12 protein-coding genes are annotated in these 18,854 nt (G+C 72.5%); 3 read left to right on the plus strand and 9 right to left on the minus strand.

Annotation, left to right across the window (positions count from 1 at the left end; genetic code table 11):
• Positions 1-246 precede the first annotated feature (246 nt).
• Positions 247-3,531 (minus strand): dTMP kinase, encoded by a 3,285-nt coding sequence (gene tmk / locus AB0G84_RS13740; protein WP_361319458.1) that lies wholly within the window; start codon positions 3,529-3,531, stop codon positions 247-249.
• A gap of 120 nt (positions 3,532-3,651) precedes the next feature.
• Positions 3,652-6,495 (minus strand): type I DNA topoisomerase, encoded by a 2,844-nt coding sequence (gene topA, locus AB0G84_RS13745; RefSeq protein ID WP_361319460.1) that lies wholly within the window; start codon positions 6,493-6,495, stop codon positions 3,652-3,654.
• Positions 6,496-7,004: 509 nt separating this feature from the next.
• Between topA and AB0G84_RS13750 the strand changes: the two genes are divergently transcribed.
• Both AB0G84_RS13750 and AB0G84_RS13755 read left to right on the plus strand, forming a co-directional pair.
• Positions 7,005-7,586 (plus strand): hypothetical protein, encoded by a 582-nt coding sequence (locus tag AB0G84_RS13750; protein ID WP_361319462.1) that lies wholly within the window; start codon positions 7,005-7,007, stop codon positions 7,584-7,586.
• 5 nt (positions 7,587-7,591) lie between these two features.
• The gene (locus AB0G84_RS13755) at positions 7,592-8,008 is read left to right on the plus strand and encodes a DUF2752 domain-containing protein (RefSeq protein WP_361319927.1); all 417 of its coding nucleotides are present in this window, start codon (positions 7,592-7,594) and stop codon (positions 8,006-8,008) included.
• Positions 8,009-8,022: 14 nt separating this feature from the next.
• Here the strand turns inward: AB0G84_RS13755 and AB0G84_RS13760 are convergent, their stop codons facing one another.
• The 7 genes from AB0G84_RS13760 to bldG all read right to left on the minus strand — a co-directional run bounded on the left by AB0G84_RS13760 (position 8,023) and on the right by bldG (position 15,777).
• The gene (locus AB0G84_RS13760) at positions 8,023-8,427 is read right to left on the minus strand and encodes a hypothetical protein (RefSeq protein WP_361319464.1); all 405 of its coding nucleotides are present in this window, start codon (positions 8,425-8,427) and stop codon (positions 8,023-8,025) included.
• 180 nt (positions 8,428-8,607) lie between these two features.
• On the minus strand, positions 8,608-8,805 hold the full coding sequence (locus tag AB0G84_RS13765; protein ID WP_361319466.1) for a hypothetical protein: 198 nt from the start codon (positions 8,803-8,805) through the stop codon (positions 8,608-8,610).
• A 108-nt stretch (positions 8,806-8,913) separates the two neighbouring features.
• Positions 8,914-10,464, minus strand: a complete 1,551-nt coding sequence (locus AB0G84_RS13770) for a methyltransferase (RefSeq protein WP_361319468.1) — start codon at positions 10,462-10,464, stop codon at positions 8,914-8,916.
• A 172-nt stretch (positions 10,465-10,636) separates the two neighbouring features.
• Entirely contained in the window at positions 10,637-11,221 is a 585-nt protein-coding gene (locus AB0G84_RS13775; RefSeq protein ID WP_361319470.1) for a small secreted protein, read from the minus strand.
• A gap of 229 nt (positions 11,222-11,450) precedes the next feature.
• Complete coding sequence (locus tag AB0G84_RS13780) at positions 11,451-13,856, minus strand: sodium-translocating pyrophosphatase (RefSeq protein ID WP_361319472.1); 2,406 nt, start codon at positions 13,854-13,856, stop codon at positions 11,451-11,453.
• 1,025 nt (positions 13,857-14,881) lie between these two features.
• Positions 14,882-15,325, minus strand: coding sequence for an ATP-binding protein (locus AB0G84_RS13785; protein ID WP_361319474.1), 444 nt, complete (start codon positions 15,323-15,325; stop codon positions 14,882-14,884).
• A gap of 110 nt (positions 15,326-15,435) precedes the next feature.
• Positions 15,436-15,777: an anti-sigma factor antagonist BldG gene (gene bldG / locus AB0G84_RS13790; RefSeq protein WP_030412609.1), complete on the minus strand. Its 342-nt coding sequence runs from the start codon at positions 15,775-15,777 to the stop codon at positions 15,436-15,438.
• 276 nt (positions 15,778-16,053) lie between these two features.
• On the opposite strand from bldG, the gene AB0G84_RS13795 reads away from it, so the two are divergent.
• Positions 16,054-18,498 (plus strand): DEAD/DEAH box helicase, encoded by a 2,445-nt coding sequence (locus AB0G84_RS13795; protein ID WP_361319930.1) that lies wholly within the window; start codon positions 16,054-16,056, stop codon positions 18,496-18,498.
• Positions 18,499-18,854: the final 356 nt, after the last annotated feature.

The following is an 18,854-nucleotide window of genomic DNA, read 5'->3' on the forward strand; positions in this document are numbered from 1 at the left end:
GTGACCCGCCTGACCCATTGTGGGCTGCTCGTGACCCGCCTGACCCATTGTGGTGCAACCCACTGACAAGCGAACCCGAAAGCCTCCTCCGCCCGGGCGGGGGAGGCCCGCGGCACCGGCCCGGAAAACGGCCACCGGCCGCGGCGGCAGCTGCTGCGCTGCGGCCACGGCCGGTGGTACGGGTGTCCGACGGGGAAGGGGCCCGCCCGGGCGGAACCGACTAACGGCGCCGACTAACGGAACCGGCTAACGGCGCCGACCCCGGCCGCCGCGCCGTCCGTCGTCGTCCGCGTCCTCGTCCGCGCGCGAGCCGAGCAGCTCGTCGGCGAGCGACGGCAGATCGTCCAGCGGGGTCTCCTCCGCCCATTCGGGGCGGGGGCGGCCGCGCTGCGGGCTCGGCGCCGGCTGCGCGCCCTGGGCGGGCCGGCCGGTCGCCGGGTCGATCTGCGGGAGTTCGCGGGTGCGCTCGACGCCCGACTCGGGGGCGGCGGACGGCCCGGTGGCGCCGTGGTTCTCCTCCTTGCGGAACATCCACGACGGCACCCGGTCGGCGGGTGCGTCGCCCGCCGCACCGTCCTCGCGCACCGGCGGCAGCACCGCGGTCTCCTCAGCGTCGGCGGGGTAGCCCCCACGGGTGTCCCGCACCGGGGGCAGCACCGCGGTCTCGTCCGCGGCTCCGGGGGCCGTACGGCCGGACGCCTCGGGCCGCGGCAGCGCCTCGGTCCGCTCCGCGTCAACGCCGGAGCCCGCCGCGGAACCGTCACCGGATCCGGACGAGGCGGCTCCGGACGTCCCGGCCTCGGGCCCGTGCTCCACATAGCGCTTCCGCAGATCCGCCACCGGCGTCTCCTTGGTCGGCGCCTCGGCGGCCTCCTCCGCGGCCCTGGCCTCCTCGGCCGCCCTGGCCGCCGCCGCAGCCTCCGCCGCGGCCGCCTCCTCCGCAGCCGCCCGCCGGGCCTCCTCGGCGCGGACCAGCGCCTCCTCAGCCTTGCGCTGCTTCTCCAGGCGGCGCTCCTCGGCCTCCCTACGCAGCCGGGCCTGCTCCTCGTGCTGCTGGCGCAGCCGCTCCTGCTCGGCCTGGCGGGCCCGTTCCTCGGCCTCGCGGCGCCGCCGCTCCTCCTCCGCCGCCTGACGGGCCTCCTCGGCGCGCTGCCGGGCCTCGGCCGCCTGGCGGGCCTCCTCCAGCGCCCGGGCCTGCTCGGCCTCCTGCCGCTTGCGCTCCTCTTCCTCGGCGCGCAGCTTGGCAAGCTGCTCCTGGCGCTCGCGCTCCAGCCGCGCCTCCTCCGCCTTGCGCGCGGCCTCCTCCTCGGCCCGGCGGCGGGCCTCTTCCTCGGCCGCCCGACGGGCCTCGGCCTGCGCCTGGAGCTCGGACTCGGACAGCGGGAGCACCTGGTCGAGGCGGTGCCGTACGACGGTGGTGACGGCCTCGGGCTCCTGGCCGGCGTCGACGACCAGGTAGCGCGCCGGATCGCCGGCGGCCAGGGTCAGGAAGCCGGCGCGCACCCGCTGGTGGAACTCGGCCGGCTCGGACTCCAGCCGGTCGGGCGCCTCGGTGAAGCGCTCACGGGCCGTCTCGGGCGAGATGTCCAGCAGTACGGTCAGGTGCGGCACCAGGCCGTCCGTGGCCCAGCGGTTGATCCGGGCGATCTCCGTGGGGGCGAGGTTCCGGCCGGCGCCCTGGTAGGCGACCGAGGAGTCGATGTACCGGTCGGTGATCACCACCGCGCCGCGCTCCAGCGCGGGCCGGATGACGCTGTTGACGTGCTCGGCGCGGTCGGCGGCGAACATCAGCGCCTCCGCCCGGTCCGAGAGCCCGGTCGTCGAGACGTCCAGGATGATCGAGCGCAGCCGCTTGCCGATGGCCGTGGCGCCCGGCTCGCGGGTCACCACGACCTCGTGGCCCTTGCCGCGGATCCACTCGGCGAGCGCCTCCACCTGGGTGGACTTGCCCGCGCCGTCACCGCCCTCCAGGGCGATGAAGAAACCGGTCGGGGCGGGCGCCTGGGCCGGGTCGCCGCCGGCCAGCGCCTCGCGCAGATCGCGCCGCAGCGGTACGCCCTGCCGGTCGTCGACCTTGCCGAGCAGCCAGGCGGCGACGGGCAGCAGCAGCGCGCCGCTCAGCATCAGGGTGTAGGCGGCGCCCCCGTAGGCGACGCCGAAGTGGCCGCCGCCGACGTGGTGCGGGCCGATGACGGCCGCGAGCAGGGGCGCGACGATGGCGGCCAGCGCCACCGCGACGCGCACCACGGCGTGCAGGTGCTCGGTGGTACGGGCGGTGCGGGACTCCTCGGACTCCTGGTCCAGCAGGACGTGCCCCGTATTGGCCGCGACACCGGCGGCGAGACCGGCCAGCAGCGCCAGGATCAGCACCGTCGTGGTGTCCGGGACCAGGCCCATGGCCAGTAGCGCCAGGCCGGTCGCAGCCACCGCGAGGGCGAGCAGCCGGCGGCGGGAGAGCGCGGGCAGCACCCGGCGGGCACCGCGGATGCCGGCGGCCGTACCGCCGGTCAGCAGGAGCACCAGCAGGGCGAAGGTGGCCGGCCCGCCGGCCAGGTCGTAGCCCTGGAGCGCGGCGAGCGAGACCGCCGCGGCGATGCCGGCGGCGACCGATGCACAGCCCAGCACCAGCAGCGGCACCGCGCCGGTACGGCCCTTGTCGGCGGCCTTCTCGCCCTGGGCCGCGGCCTTCGGGCGGCGCAGTCCCTCCAGCGGGGAGCGCGGCCGCGGGGTGGCGGCACCGGGGAGCTCGATGAAGTAGAGGATCGACACCGAGGCGGCGAACAGCCCGGCGGCCACGTAGGAGCCGAGGGCGGCCTGGTGCAGGTGGAACCAGTCGATGCCGGTGCCCAGGAGCTTGCTGACGAGGGTGACGACCACCAGGGCGGCGGCCGCGATCGGCAGGGCGACGAAGGTGGTGCGCAGCGACAGGCGGCGCAGGGCGTCGAGGTTGTCCGGCAGCGGCCGCACCGCGGCGCCCTCGGCGGGCGGGGCGGGCAGCAGCCCGGGCGCCGCGCTCTCCCGGCACACGGTCCAGAAGCGCTCGGCGACGCCGGTGACGAAGACCGTGACCAGAAGCCAGGCCAGGGCGTCGGTGGGCGTCCAGTCGATCCAGAGCGGGGCGATGACCAGCAGGGCGAGCCGGAGCACATCCGCGCCGACCATCGTCCAGCGCCGGTCCAGCGGCCCCGACGGGGAGGTCAGCGCGGACAGCGGGCCCAGCAGCACCGCCCCGAAGAGCAGCATCGCCAGCATCCGGGTGGCGAAGACCAGGGTGACCGCCAGGGCGGCACCCCGGTAGCCGCCGCCCAGGACGGCCTCACCTCCCAGCGGCACATACAGCGCCGCCTGAAGGGCGAGCACCACCAGGACAAGCATGGACAAGGCATCGCCGACACCCCCGACGAACTGGGCGCTCCACAGCCGCTTCAGTGGGGGGAAGCGCAGCAGGGCTCGTACGGCGCGCTCGCGGGAATCCGCCGCTAGGGCGCCTGAGGTGGGGGTCACGACCGTTGGCTGCTCGGCACGCGTCATTCCGCCAGCCTATCGGGAGGGCCCGCACCAACGGGCGCCCACCCGAACAAACGGGCGGACCCGGCGGATCATGTCCGCCGGGTCCGCCCACTCCCGCGCACCGCAAGGGGCGCGCGGGGCTCACTCCTCGGCCGACGCCGCCGTCTTCTTTGCCGCCGCGGTCTTCGCGGTGGCCTTCTTGGCGGTCGTCTTCTTGGCGGTGGTCTTCTTGGCCGCCGTCTTCTTCGCCGTGGTGGTCTTCTTCGCCGCCGTCTTCTTCGCCGGCGCCTTCTTGGCCGCCTTCTTGGCGGTCTTCTTCGCCGGCCCCTTGGCGCGCTTCTCGGCCAGCAGCTCGTAGCCGCGCTCGGGGGTGATCGTCTCGACGTCGTCGTCCCGCCGCAGGGTCGCATTGGTCTCGCCGTCGGTGACGTACGCGCCGAAGCGGCCGTCCTTGACCACCACCGGCTTGCCGCTGACCGGGTCCGTGCCCAGCTCCTTCAGCGGCGGCTTGGCGGCGGCCCGCCCGCGCTGCTTGGGCTGCGCGTAGATCGCCAGCGCCTCGTCCACGGTGATGGTGAAGAGCTGCTCCTCGTTCTCCAGGGAGCGCGAGTCGGTGCCCTTCTTCAGATACGGGCCGTACCGGCCGTTCTGCGCGGTGATCTCCACGCCCTCGGCGTCCGCACCGACGACCCGCGGCAGCGACATCAGCTTGAGCGCGTCCTGGAGGGTCACGGTGTCCAGGGACATCGACTTGAAGAGCGAGGCGGTGCGCGGCTTGACCGCGTTCTTGCCGGTCTTCGGGGTGCCCTCGGGCAGGACCTCGGTGACGTACGGGCCGTAGCGGCCGTCCTTGGCGACGATCTCGTGGCCGCTGACCGGGTCGGTGCCCAGCGCGAAGTCACCGCTGGGCTTGGCCAGCAGCTCCTCGGCGTACTCGGGCGACAGCTCGTCGGGCGCCAGGTCGTCGGGGACGTCGGCCCGCTGGTGGCCCTCCTCGCCCTTCTCGCCGCGCTCGACGTACGGGCCGTAGCGGCCGACCCGCAGCTTGATGTCGTCGCTGACGGTGAAGGAGGAGATCTCCCGGGCGTCGATCGCGCCCAGGTCCGTGACCAGCTCCTTCAGTCCGCCGAGGTGGTCGCCGTCGCCGTTGCCAGCGTCCGCGGCACCACCCTCGCCGTGGCCCTCGCCGAAGTAGAAGCGCCGCAGCCACGGCACGGACTGCGCCTCGCCCCGGGCGATGCGGTCGAGGTCGTCCTCCATCTTGGCGGTGAAGCCGTAGTCGACCAGCCGGCCAAAGTGCTTCTCCAGGAGGTTGACCACCGCGAACGACAGGAAGGAGGGGACCAGCGCGGTGCCCTTCTTGAAGACATAGCCGCGGTCGAGGATCGTGCCGATGATCGACGCGTACGTCGACGGCCGACCGATCTCCCGCTCTTCCAGCTCCTTGACCAGGGTGGCCTCGGTGTAGCGGGCGGGCGGCTTGGTGGCGTGCCCGTCGACGCTGATCTCCCGCGCGGCCAGCCCGTCGCCCTCGGCGACCTGCGGCAGCCGGCGCTCGCGGTCGTCCAGCTCGGCGTTCGGGTCGTCGGCTCCCTCCACATAGGCCTTGAGGAAGCCGTGGAAGGTGATGGTCTTGCCGGACGCGGTGAACTCGGCGTCCCGGCCGTCGGAGGACCTGCCGCCGATCTTGACGGTGACGGAGTTCCCGGTCGCGTCCTTCATCTGGGAGGCGACGGTCCGCTTCCAGATCAGCTCGTAGAGCTTGAACTGGTCGCCGGTGAGGCCGGTCTCGGCAGGGGTGCGGAAGCGGTCGCCGGAGGGGCGGATCGCCTCGTGCGCCTCCTGGGCGTTCTTGACCTTGCCGGCGTAGGTGCGCGGCTTGTCCGGCAGGTACCCGGCACCGTACAGCTGCGTCACCTGCGCCCGGGCCGCGGCGACCGCGGTGTCCGAGAGCGTGGTGGAGTCCGTACGCATATAGGTGATGTAGCCGTTCTCGTACAGCTTCTGCGCCACCTGCATGGTCGCCTTGGCGCCGAAGCCGAGCTTGCGGCTGGCCTCCTGCTGGAGGGTGGTGGTGCGGAACGGGGCGTACGGAGAGCGGCGGTAGGGCTTGGACTCGACCGAGCGCACCGCGAAGTCGGTGTGATCCAGGGCGGCGGCGAGCGCGCGGGCGTTCGCCTCGTCCAGGTGCAGCACCTCGTTGTTCTTGAGCTGCCCGTTGGGGCCGAAGTCGCGGCCCTGCGCGACCCGGCGGCCGTCGACGGAGTTCAGCCGGGCGGTCAGCGTCGAGGGGTCGCTAGCGTCACCGGCGCGCCCGGTGGAGAAGGTGCCGGTCAGATCCCAGTACTCGGCGGAGCGGAAGGCGATGCGCTCGCGCTCCCGCTCGACGACGAGGCGGGTCGCCACCGACTGCACCCGGCCGGCAGACAGCCGCGGCATGACCTTCTTCCACAGCACCGGCGAGACCTCGTAGCCGTAGAGGCGGTCGAGGATCCGGCGGGTCTCCTGGGCGTCGACCAGCTTCTGGTTCAGGTCGCGGGGGTTGGCGACGGCCTCGCGGATCGCGTCCTTGGTGATCTCGTGGAAGACCATCCGGTGGACCGGCACCTTGGGCTTGAGGATCTCCTGGAGGTGCCAGGCGATGGCCTCGCCCTCCCGGTCCTCATCGGTGGCGAGGAAGAGCTCGTCGGATTCGGCCAGCAGCTCCTTGAGCTTCTTGACCTGATCCCTCTTGTCGCTGTTGACCACATAGATCGGCTGGAAGTCGGCGTCGACGTTCACCCCGAGCCGGGCCCAGGGCTCCCCCTTGTACTTCGCCGGGACCTCGGCTGCGCCGTTGGGCAGGTCGCGGATGTGCCCCACACTGGCCTCGACCACATAGCCAGGGCCGAGGTAGCCCTTGATCGTCTTGGCCTTGGCAGGCGACTCGACGATGACGAGTCGGCGGCCGCCGCCTCCTCCTGTGGCTTCGCTGGTCGGGGACAACTTCGCTCTTCTCTCCGGTCGGCGCTGGAAGTGCCCCCCGGCCGGATGCGGGGGCGCACTGGTGACGCTTGACGCTGCGGAGTGTGACGGTACCTCCCGCCCCCGTGTCAAACGGAAAAACCCCGCAACGCCACTCGAACGGTAACCCGACTACATGCCTTCATGCCGCCCGGACCGCATCAGCCGTCCGGTACGGGCCCGGGGCGGCACCCGTGGATCATGGCGGGTCCCCGCCCCCTCCCGGCGCCGCTGCCGGACGCCCCCGGCGCGTCGCGCCCGCACGCACCTCCGCTGATCTCACAGAGTGACCGATCGCCTGCACCGCGCCGGACCCACCGCCGCGGCCGGTTGGGCGTGGGGGGCGTATCTCACACGCTGCGTCGGATTCCGTCATCACCCTGATACGGCAGGTGAGGGGGCTGGCAGGATGGACGCAGGATGCCCCCGGCACGGCGCACCGCCCGGGCCGGGCACCGCCGTCATCACACACCTTCGGGGGGAATCTCACCATGGCGCACCAGTACCCCGGCCCTCCGCCGGAGCAGCCGCCCGGCCGGCCCGACCAGAATCCGTACACCGCCCCGCCGCTCGGCGGATCCGACGCCGGTTACGGCTACCCGCAGGCCGGCGCACCCGGTGGCCCGGGCTACGGCTACCCGCAGGCCGGCGCGCCGACGCCGCCGCCCGGTTTCGCACCGGGCACCCCGCCGCCGGCGCCCGGTGGCTTCCCGGCCGGTCCGCAGCCCGGCGGGATGGCGCTGTCGCTGGGGGACATCGCGGTGAGCGGCGACACGATCATGACGCCGGCCGGTCCGATGCCGCTCAAGGGCGCCATCTGGACGGCGACGGACATGTCGCGCACGGAGGAGAAGATCCCGACGCACGCCGTGGTGCTCGCCATCGTCTTCTTCCTCTTCTGTCTGCTCGGGCTGCTCTTCCTGCTGATGAAGGAGCGGGTGACCACGGGATTCGTACAGGTCACAGTGAACAGCGGAGGCCGGCACCACTCGACGATGGTCCCGGTGCAGTCGCGCGAGCAGGTGATGTACGTCCTCAACCAGGTCAACTACGCACGGTCGCTGAGCGTGTGAAGACCGTGCAGCCGGCCGGGCCGCCCACTGGGGCGACGATCCGGAACCGGACCGTCCGTCAGGCGTCGCTCGCGCTCGGCGTCGGCGCGGCCGCCGCCCTCTACCTCTGGCACACCGATCCACACCGGCCCGGGCAGGCACTGATCCCCTGCCCGTTCCGGATGATGACCGGAATCCTGTGTCCGGGGTGCGGCGGCACGCGGATGGCGTACGACCTGATGCACGGCGATGTCGTGACGGCCTTCCACGACAACGCCGTGCTGCTCACCCTCGGCGTACCGGCCGTGGCGTACGTCGCGGTGCGCTGGCTGGTCGCGGGGCTCCGCGGCCGCCCCTACCGGTTGAAGCTGAACGCCCGCGGCAATGCCGTGGTGTTCAGCATTGCCGCGGTGTGGATGGTCGCCCGCAACCTCGTGGGGTGACCAGGGCGCTCAGGTCAGCGAACGGTGACGGTGACCTGCGGCGAGAGGGTGCTGCCCGACGCTATGCGGAGGTGGTTGACGCCCTTGATACCGAGCTTGACCCGCACCGAGTAGGCGCCGCTCTTGTTGATCGGCGCCTGCGCGGGCAGCGAGACCCACTTGGTGCCCTGCTTCTGCTGGACAGTGATCTTGTTGCCCGCCGCAATGCCCTTGGCTGCGCCGGAGATCCGGAACTGCTCCCAGGCCTTGACCGTGGTCACGCTGGCCTTGGCCGTCAGGGACGCGGCGGCCGGGGCGGTGGCGGCGGCGGGCCGGGCCGTGTGGAGGTCCTGCGGCGCGGCGAAGGCGGCGGCCGAGCCCCCGGCGAGCAGGGAAGCGGCTATGACGCCGACGGTGGCGAAGCGAAGTGCACGGTTCATGAAGTTCGTTCCTCACAGACGTGGATGGGCCCTCGGGCCGCTGGTGACTTCACTGAGGAACATGCCCAGCCGCCCGCGGAAGTTCCACGTACCGACGCATATCGGCCAGCTTTCGGGCAGCTGTTACGGAACTGGCGTGAAGTGGACGTAATCCCCCTCCCGGGCACCCCGCGGGCGCGGCTACAGGGCCGCCAGCAGCCAGCCCCCGGTGGCCAGGAACACCACCCCGGCCAGCAGCGCCGTCGCGGCGGCCACCGGCCGGCTGACGCCCTCGGCGACCGGCGCACCGGTCCGTACGCGCACACCCGTCCACAGCAGCAGTCCGGCGCCGAACAGCGCGAAGGCCGCACCGGCGAACGCCTCGGGTCCACTCTCCATGCGCGCAGCGTGGCACCCCCGGGCGGCCTGCGGACGAACGCCGGATGAACGGCGCCCGCCCGGCCCCCGCCGCTCCTGACCGTCCCCGCCGCCCGCGGGGAGGGCGGGTCAGTCCCCCGCCGCCACCGGCTCCAGGAACCCCTGCTCGACCAGCATCCGGATGGAGGCCGGCGTCCGGTCCCGCAGCAGGACCGGGTCCTCGCCGACGAGCTGGGCGATGGCGTCCAGGATCCGGCCGGCCGGCAGCGAGCCGTCACACACCCCGGCGAAGCCCGCGCCGACCGTGTCCACCTTCGTCGCGCGCCGCATACCGCGGTTCTGACGGAGCACCACATGCTCGGGGTCCTCCGCCCCGGGCAGCCCGACCTGCTCCTGCACCACCTCGTCGGCGAGCCGGAAGTGCCCGGCCAGCAGCGCCGCGTCGTCCGTCTTCCGCAGGAAGTCCTGGCGGGCGAAGTGCGCCACGACCGAGTCCCCCAGCGGCTGTTCGACCGGATGCGGCCACTCCTCGACCGTGACGGACGTGGAGTCGGAACCGGACTTGCGCAGGGTGATCCAGCCGAAGCCGATGGCCTTGGTCTTGCGCGCCTCGAACTCGTCGAGCCAGGCGTCGTAGCGCGCGGCGTACTCCTCGGCGCCGCCGCGGTGGTCGCCGGCGTCCCGCAGCCACAGCTCGGCGTACTGGGTGATGTCCTGCACCTCGCGCTGCACGATCCAGGCGTCGCAGCCCCGCGGCACCCACGAGCGCAGCCGGTCGTGCCACTCCTCGCCCGCCGTGTGCTCCCAGTTGGCCAGCAGCTGGCAGTACCCGCCGTCGTTGAGGTGCGCCGCGGACTGCTGGACGAGCGTCCGGCACAGGTCGTCGCCAGCCATCCCGCCGTCGCGGTACGTCAGCCGGGCCCCGCCGGGCCCGGCCGGCGAGATCACGAACGGGGGGTTGGACACGATCAGGTCGTAGGTGGTGTCCCCGACCGGCGCGAACAGCGAGCCCTCCCGCAGTTCCGCCGGCCGCGCCCCGGAGAGCGCCAGCGTCAGCGCGGCGATCCGCAGCGCCCGGGGGTTGAGGTCGGTGGCCGTGACGTGGCTGGCGTGCTGGGCGGCGTGCAGCGCCTGGATGCCGGAGCCCGTACCGAGGTCGAGCGCCCTGCCGACCGGCCGGCGGACGGTGATCCCGGCCAGCGTCGTGGAGGCGCCGCCGACGCCCAGCACCAGTTGGGCGCGGTCCGCCTCCGCGGCGCTCCGGATGCCGCCGGCGCCGCCGACCGCGCAGCCCAGGTCGGAGACGATCCACCAGTCCTGCCCCTCGGGGCCGCCGTAGGGGCGCACGTCGACCGTGGCGCGCAGCTCGTCGCCGTCGCGCACCAGCCAGCCGTCGGCGAGGCAGTCCTCCACCGGGAGGGCGGCGCGGGCGCGCCCCTGCTCCACCGGACGCTGCAGCAGGAACAGCCGCACCAGCGTCTCCAGCGGGCCCTCGCCGCGGGTCGCCCGCAGTGCGGGGACGGTCTCGCTGCGGGCCAGCGCGGCGTACGCCGGTGCGCCGAGCAGCTCCAACAGCCCGTCGGCGGTGAAGGCGGCGGACAGCAGCGCCTCCCGCAACCGGGCGGTGCGGGCGTTGCTCTCGGGGTCCTGGACGTCTGCGGTGGGGAGGTGCGTACTCACGCCCCCCATTGTCGGCCCTGGCGCCGACAATCGGCGACGGCCCGGCGCCACGCCCTTCCCGGGCGCGTCGCCGGGCCGTACGGCCGCTGCGGCGCGGGGTGCGTCCGGCCGGTCGATCAGCGCTGTCCGCTGCCCGTCCCGCCGGCGCGATGACGTCCCGTGTGGTGCCGCGTCAGGACTTCGAGGACGGCGTGGGAGCCGGGGCGCCGGAGGCGGCCGGGTTCTGACAACCCTTCTGCTTGGCCATCGCCGAGCCGACGTCACCGGCCTCCAGGTTCTTGAAGGCCGTCTCGCTCTGCTTGTTGAGCTTGTTGATGCCGTTGGACAGGTCCCGCAGGCCGTCCGCGAACTTCAGCTTGTCCGAGGTGTCGAGCTTGTTGACCTGCTTCTGCAGGTCCGCATAGCCCTTGGAGAGCGAGTTGAGCTCCTTGACGGCGTTCTGCTGGGCCTGCTTCCCCTCCTCGGTCGGGGGCGGCCCGGCCTGGTCCAGGGCCTTGGCCAGCGAGGCGTAGGCGGTGGAGATCTTCTGGAAGGCCGCCGAATCCGTCTGCTGGACCTTCTTGGAGTCCGTGCTGCCGCTGTCCGCGGTCTGCATGGCGGCGTTGGCGTCCTGGATCTTCTTGAACTGCGCCTGCGCGGGATCGCAGAACGTCTTCGCCCAGCTGTTGAGCTTCTTCGTGTTGTCCTCGCTGCAGCCGGTCAGCGCGAGCACCAGTGCGGCACCGCCGGACAGTGCAGCCACAAGCTTCTTGTTCACCGGATTGGTCCCTTCCATGGTTCTCGGCCCCGGAACATACACGTCCAAAGGGTCTGGCCCCTGGGTCGGGCATCCCGTCCCGCCCTCATTGCAGCCATTTGCACCAAGCGCCGGGCGCGGACCGCACGACGGCCCGGACAGCCGACGGGCGGGCGGCCGGCATCCCCTAAAGACGCCGTCCACCCGCCCAGTTGAGCGGTCCGCGAGCCCTTCCGGCGGTGCTTCCCGGCTAGGAAGCCACCACCGTCTTCGCCGATTTGGCGATGCTCTCCGGATCTTCGGAGTTGTCTTCGTCACCCACGGCAATTCCGCGCCGCTTGGAGACGTAGACCGCACCGACGATGACCGCGACCGCCAGCAGCGCGACCCCGATCCGGACCCCGAGGTTCTTGTCGTCGCCGTACGAGAACTTGACCACGGCCGGCGCGATCAGCAGCGCCACCAGGTTCATGACCTTCAGCAGCGGGTTGATCGCCGGGCCCGCGGTGTCCTTGAACGGGTCGCCGACGGTGTCACCGATGACCGTCGCGGCGTGCGCCTCGCTGCCCTTGCCGCCGTGGTGGCCGTCCTCGACCAGCTTCTTGGCGTTGTCCCAGGCGCCGCCGGAGTTGGCGAGGAAGACCGCCATCAGCGTGCCGGTGCCGATCGCGCCCGCCAGGAACGAGCCGAGCGCACCGACGCCGAGCGCGAAGCCGACCGCGATCGGGGTGAGCACCGCCAGCAGCCCCGGCGTGGCCAGCTCGCGCAGCGCGTCCTTGGTGCAGATGTCGACGACCCGGCCGTACTCGGGCTTCTCGGAGAAGTCCATGATCCCGGGCCGCTCGCGGAACTGCCGGCGCACCTCGAAGACCACCGCGCCCGCCGACCGCGACACCGCGTTGATCGCCAGCCCGGAGAACAGGAAGACGACGGAGGCGCCGAGGATCAGCCCGACGAGGTTGTTGGGCTGCGAGATGTCCAGGCTGAGGCCCATCCCGCCGGCGGCCCGACCGATGTCACGGACGGCGGTGGCGATCGCGTCCCGGTACGAGCCGAAGAGCGCGGACGCGGCCAGCACGGCCGTCGCGATGGCGATGCCCTTGGTGATCGCCTTGGTGGTGTTGCCGACCGCGTCCAGGTCGGTCAGCACCTTCGCACCGTCACCGGTCACATCGCCGGACATCTCGGCGATGCCCTGCGCGTTGTCGGAGACCGGGCCGAAGGTGTCCATCGCCACGATCACGCCGACGGTGGTCAGCAGGCCGGTGCCGGCCAGCGCCACCGCGAACAGCGCCAGGATGATCGAGGCGCCGCCCAGTAGGTACGCCCCGTAGACGGAGAGCCCGATCAGCACCGCTGAGTAGACGGCCGACTCCAGGCCGACCGAGATGCCGGAGAGGATGACGGTGGCCGGGCCGGTCAGCGAGGTCTTGCCGATGTCCCGTACGGGCCGCCGGTTGGTCTCGGTGAAGTAGCCGGTCAGTTGCTGGATCAGCGCGGCGAGCACGATGCCGATCGCGACCGCCACCAGCGCCAGCACCCGCGGGTCGCCGCTGCGGCCCAGGACGGCGGGGTCGGTGACCCCGGTCAGGTCGCGGTAACTGGACGGCAGGTAGCTGAAGACCGCGGCGGCCACCAGCACCAGTGAGATCCCCGCGGAGACGAAGAAGCCGCGGTTGATGGCCGTCATCCCGCTGCGGTCCCGGCGCCGGGGGGCGACGACGAAGATGCCGATCATCGCGGTGAGCACACCGATGGCCGGCACCAGCAGCGGGAAGGCGAGCCCGGCGTCACCGAAGGCGGCCATCCCCAGGATGAGCGCGGCGACCAGCGTCACCGCGTACGACTCGAAGAGGTCGGCCGCCATACCGGCGCAGTCACCGACGTTGTCGCCCACGTTGTCCGCGATGGTGGCGGCGTTGCGCGGGTCGTCCTCGGGGATGCCCTGTTCGACCTTGCCGACCAGGTCGGCGCCGACGTCGGCGGCCTTGGTGAAGATGCCGCCGCCGACCCTCATGAACATCGCGATCAGCGCGGCGCCGAGGCCGAAGCCCTCCAGCACCTTGGGCGCGTCGACGGCGTACACGAGCACCACACAGGACGCTCCAAGCAGCCCCAGTCCCACGGTGAACATGCCGACGACGCCACCGGTACGGAAAGCGATCTTCATCGCCTTGTGGGAAACCGCCGTAAGATCCTTTTCCCGCTTGTCTCCCTCGGCCGGCGTCGCTTCCCGGGCGGCCGCCGCCACTCGCACATTGCTGCGCACCGCGAGCCACATGCCGATATAGCCGGTGGCCGCTGAGAATGCGGCGCCGATCAAGAAGAAGGCGCTACGACCGGCACGTTGTGTCCAATTGTCCGCGGGCAGCAGCATGAGCAGGAAGAACACCACGACGGCGAATACCCCGAGGGTCCGCAACTGCCGTGCCAGGTAGGCATTTGCGCCTTCCTGCACGGCCGCCGCGATCTTCTTCATACTGTCGGTTCCCTCACCGGCCGCGAGCACTTGGCGGACCAGCACCGCCGCGACAGCGAGTGCCGCCAGGGCAACCACGGCGATCACCAGCACGATGCTGCGGTTGCCCGCCGTCAGTGAGGGACCGGCCAGAAAAGAGGGGGTGTCGAGCAACTGAGGGGTGTAAGGCCCCGCCATTCGTCCTCCTTGACGTTTGGCACATGGGCGCGCGGAAGCACGCTCAGGCGTCCTGAGCAAGATGTGGACGGGATTGTAGGGAGCCCTGGTTGATCAAAACAGGGCGCCTCAAAGGGAATTCGCCGGTAGCCGCGAAGATCAATAGGCCGACGGCGCTCAGAATTCGCCCGGACGAAGGAAAGCCGTGAATTCACTGACTCCCACCCGATGATCTCCCTTTCGTACTGATCGTCTTTGCACCCGGCCACTGATCGTCGCTGCTCACGGGACGCAGCCGGCGGAGCGGGGCCGATTGTGGCGCGCGGGACGGGCGTGAGAATTGAGCCGCACGGCCGCGGCCGAACGAGTGGCCCGGCCCCCGGGGAGCGCACCTGGGAGGTGGTGATAGGCCGTCAGATCGAGTCCGGATCGCAACGCCCCGGTCGGTGGGCGACGGGGTGCGCGGCGGTGACGAGGGCGGTCAGCGGCGGGCCGGCCGGGGAGCCGCTCGTGGCGTTCGCAGGCGGCTGCCCACCGGGCGCGTGCAGACCTCGGCGGGGCGCAGCGGCAACGCGCGGACGACATTCGGAGACGCCCGGACAGCTCCGAAGACGCCCGGAGAGGCCCGGAGACGCCCGGAGACGCCCGGAGAGACATCCCGGAGAGGCATGAGGGGCATGACGGGCATGGGGGGGCACGGAGTGACGCTGCCGGGATGGCGCTGGGCTTCGGAGTGCTCCGGGGAAGGGAGTGCTCCGGGGAAGGGAGTGCTCCGGGGAAGGGAGTGCTCCGGGGGTGCGGGATCCAGGGGCGGAGGGGCCAGAGGGCCAGGGAGCAGACGGCTCAGGGCACGCAGGCCACCGGGCAGTTTGGGGCACGCAGGTCGCCGGGCAGCTCGGGACACGCGGGTCGCCGGGCAGACCGCTGGAAGGCGCGCGGTGTGAGGGGATGCCGCCGGGCCGGGAAGGGCGCGAGGCAGCGAAGGGCGCAGGGTGCGGGGTGCGGGGCCGGGATGGCCGCCGGGCAGAGAAGGGCCCGGGCAGCGGTTACGGCAGCGTTGCCGCCGTCGTCGTGGGCCAGGTCATCCGGATCATGCCGCCCTCCTTGCCGGCGGTCACCTCGACGTCGTCGACCAGCCCGCTGATGACCGCGAGGCCCATCTCGTCCTCGCCCTCGGCATCGCCCTCCGCGACCCCTTCGGTCGCCTCGGCGCCCTGGGAACCGGCGGCGCCCAGGCCGCCGGGCACGCCGTCGCCCACCTCGATGGAGAACTTCTTCTCGTCCTCGATCAGCAGGACCCGCACCGGCGAGGAGATGTCATGGCTCTCGTGCAGCCCCACGGCGCGGCTGCAGGCCTCGCCCACGGCGAGCCGCACCTCGTCCAGCACGGCCTCGTCGACCCCTGCACGCCGCGCCACGGCAGCCGCAACCAGGCGTGCGGTGCGGACGTGCTCGGGAAGGGCGCTGAAGCGAAGTTCGACGGTGGCCATGCCATCCCCCTCGTTATGCGGGCGTGCGACGCAGGGGGCCGGACACGCGTCCGGAACCCCCCGCCACTTCCTCCCCCCGCGCCGGGCCGGCGCGGGGGACCGGTGAACCGTCAGTCGGTGGCTGCGACGGCTTCCTCGACCGAGGTGTGAATCGGGAACACCTTGGTCAGGCCGGTGATTCGGAAGATCTTGAGAATGCGCTCCTGGTTGCAGACCAGGCGCAGCGAGCCCTCATGGGCACGCACCCGCTTGAGCCCGCCGACCAGCACGCCGAGCCCCGTGGAGTCCAGGAAGTCGACACGTTCCATGTCCACCACGAGGTGGTAGCTTCCGTCGTTCACAAGCTCGACCAGCTGCTCGCGCAGCTTGGGCGCGGTGTATACATCAATCTCGCCACCGACCTCGACGACCGTACGGTCGCCAACGGTCCGGGTCGACAGGGACAGGTCCACGGATCCTCCAGCACCTTGCTATCGAGCGGTCGCCCCCCTGGGGCCTCCCCACCGAAGGTAGGGGCGGATCTGGCAGCCGCGATGGCATTCAATCACTTACCAGCAGGCGTGCACGACGCCCTTTGAGCATTGTCCGTCATGCCGGTGACACACTCGGTGCCGATGGCCTCCAATCGACTCCCGCCGGATGCGGGCGCGCGTGCTACCCCAGGCATGATTCTCGAACGTCTCGCCAGGGGCGCGACCCGCGCTGCGCGCATCACTCATACGGAGCACTTGCCCCCGCGCATCGGCAGCCATGCCGACTGGCCGGAACAGATCCGGCCGGAAGTGATCGACGCCATCCGTTCGGCCGGAATCGATCGCCCCTGGGCCCACCAGGCACGGATGTCCGAACACGCGCTGCGCGGCGAGTCGGTCGTGGTCGCCAGCGGCACCGCCTCGGGCAAGTCGCTGGCGTACCTCGCGCCGGTGCTCTCCACCCTCCTGGACGGCTCCGAGGCCCCGAACGGCAGGGGGGCCACGGCCCTGTACCTGGCCCCCACGAAGGCGCTGGCGGCCGACCAGCGGCGCGCCGTGCGCGATTTGGCCGCCCCGCTGGGCAGCGCCGTCCGCCCTGCGGTGTACGACGGTGACACGCCCGTTGAGGAGCGGGAGTGGGTCCGCCAGTACGCCAACTACGTCCTGACCAACCCCGACATGCTGCACCGCGGCATCCTGCCGTCGCACCCGCGCTGGTCCTCCTTCCTGCGGGCGTTGCGCTATGTGGTCATCGACGAATGCCACAGCTACCGGGGCGTCTTCGGCTCGCATGTCGCCCAGGTGATCCGCCGGCTGCGCCGGATCTGCGCGCGGTACGGCTCCGAGCCGGTCTTCCTGCTCGCCTCCGCCACGGCGGCCGAGCCGGCCCACGCCGCGACCCGTCTCACCGGTCTGCCCGTGGTGGAGATCACCGAGGACACCTCGCCGCGGGGCGAGGTGGTCTTCGCCCTGTGGGAGCCGCCGCTGACCGAGCTCCACGGGGAGCAGGGTGCCCCGGTCCGCCGTACCGCCACCGCCGAGACCGCCGACCTGCTGACCGACCTCGCGGTGCAGGGCGTACGGAGCGTGGCCTTCGTGCGCTCCCGGCGCGGCGCGGAGCTGATCGCGCTGATCGCGCAGGAACGGCTCGCCGAGGTCGACCGTTCGCTTCCCGGGCGGATCGCCGCCTACCGGGGCGGCTATCTGCCGGAGGAGCGACGCGCCCTGGAGCGGGCCCTGCACAGCGGCGACCTGTTGGGCCTGGCCGCCACCACGGCGCTCGAACTGGGGGTGGACGTCTCCGGGCTCGACGCCGTGGTCATCGCCGGTTATCCGGGCACCCGCGCCTCCCTGTGGCAGCAGGCGGGCCGGGCCGGGCGCTCTGGGCAGGGCGCGCTCGCCGTACTCGTGGCCCGTGACGACCCGCTCGACACCTACCTCGTCCACCACCCCGAGGCGCTCTTCGACCAGCCCGTCGAGTCCACCGTCCTGGACCCCGACAACCCCTATGTGCTCACCCCGCACCTGTGCGCGGCCGCCGCCGAACTCCCGCTCACCGAAGCCGATTTCCCGCTCTTCGGGCCCACCGCAGCCGGACTGCTGCCGCAGCTGGAGGCCGCGTCCCTGCTGCGACGGCGGGCCACCGCCTGGCACTGGACGCGCCGCGAACGGGCCGCCGACCTCACCGACATCCGCGGGCAGGGCGGCGCACCCGTGCAGGTCGTGGAGGCCGGCACCGGGCGGCTGCTGGGCACCGTGGACGCCGCCGCCGCGCACACCACCGTCCACGACGGTGCGGTCCACCTCCACCAGGGCCGCACCTACGTGGTCCAACGGCTGGACCTGGACGACGATGTCGCCCTCGTGGAGGAGGCCAGTCCGCCGTACTCCACGACCGCCCGCGACACCACCGCCATCGCCATCCTCGAAACCGACACCGAGGTCCCCTGGGGGGACGCGCGGCTGTGCTTCGGCTCGGTGGAGGTCACCAACCAGGTCGTCTCCTTCCTGCGGCGCAAGCTGATCACCGGCGAGGTCCTGGGCGAGACCAAGCTCGACCTGCCGCCCCGCACACTGCGCACCCGCGCGGTCTGGTGGACCGTCACCGAGGACCAACTGGACGCCGCCCGCGTCGGCCCCGAGCAACTGGGCGGCGCGCTGCACGCCGCGGAGCACGCCTCGATCGGCCTGCTGCCGCTCTTCGCGACCTGCGACCGCTGGGACATCGGCGGGGTCTCCGTACCGCTCCACCCGGACACCCTGCTGCCGACCGTCTTCGTCTACGACGGCCACCCCGGCGGCGCCGGCTTCGCCGAACGCGCCTTCCACACCGCCGCGGAGTGGCTGAGCGCCACCCGCCAGGCGATCGCCTCCTGCGAATGCGAGGCCGGCTGTCCCTCCTGCATCCAGTCCCCCAAGTGCGGCAACGGCAATGACCCGCTCCACAAGCGCGGCGCCATCCGCCTGCTGGCCGAACTCCTCCGGGGGGCTCCCGGGGCCGCCCCAACCGCCCCCACCGCCCCTACGGACGACCGACCGGCCGACGAGGCGGAGGGAGCCGGGGAGGGCGCCGGACACGGAGCCGGGGAGGGAGTCGGAGAGGGAGCCGTCGACGGCGCGAATGCCAGGGACCTGTCGGAGGGTCGGGAGGGCGCGGGCGCGGAGGCCAGGGACCTGTCGGAGGGCCGGGAGGGCGTCTGACCGGGAGGTGGTCGGTAGGGGCGCGGCACGTGTCCGGGCTGGCCTGCCCGGCCCGGCGTGCCTGCCCTGCCCTGCGTGCCTGCCGGGCGCAGGCTGAGGCGGCTCTGGGACGGCCGTGAATGCCGCCATGAGCCGTGTGGGCTCACCCACGGCGGTGGCCCGGGCAGGCTGGGCTGTGCTGGGCCGGGGCAGGGCAAGGCAAGGCAAGCCGTAGGCGAGTGAGCCACAGGCGCCTGCTGGTCGGGCTGGGCTGGGAGGGGCGTCGTACCCCTGCCGGGGCCCGTGGGGCGGCGTAGGGGGCTGCCGGGGGCCGCGGGACGTCATACACGTCTGCCGGGGACCGCAGGAGGGCGTAC

It is taken from the genome of Streptomyces sp. NPDC020742 (assembly GCF_040641675.1).
GTDB lineage: Bacteria > Actinomycetota > Actinomycetes > Streptomycetales > Streptomycetaceae > Streptomyces.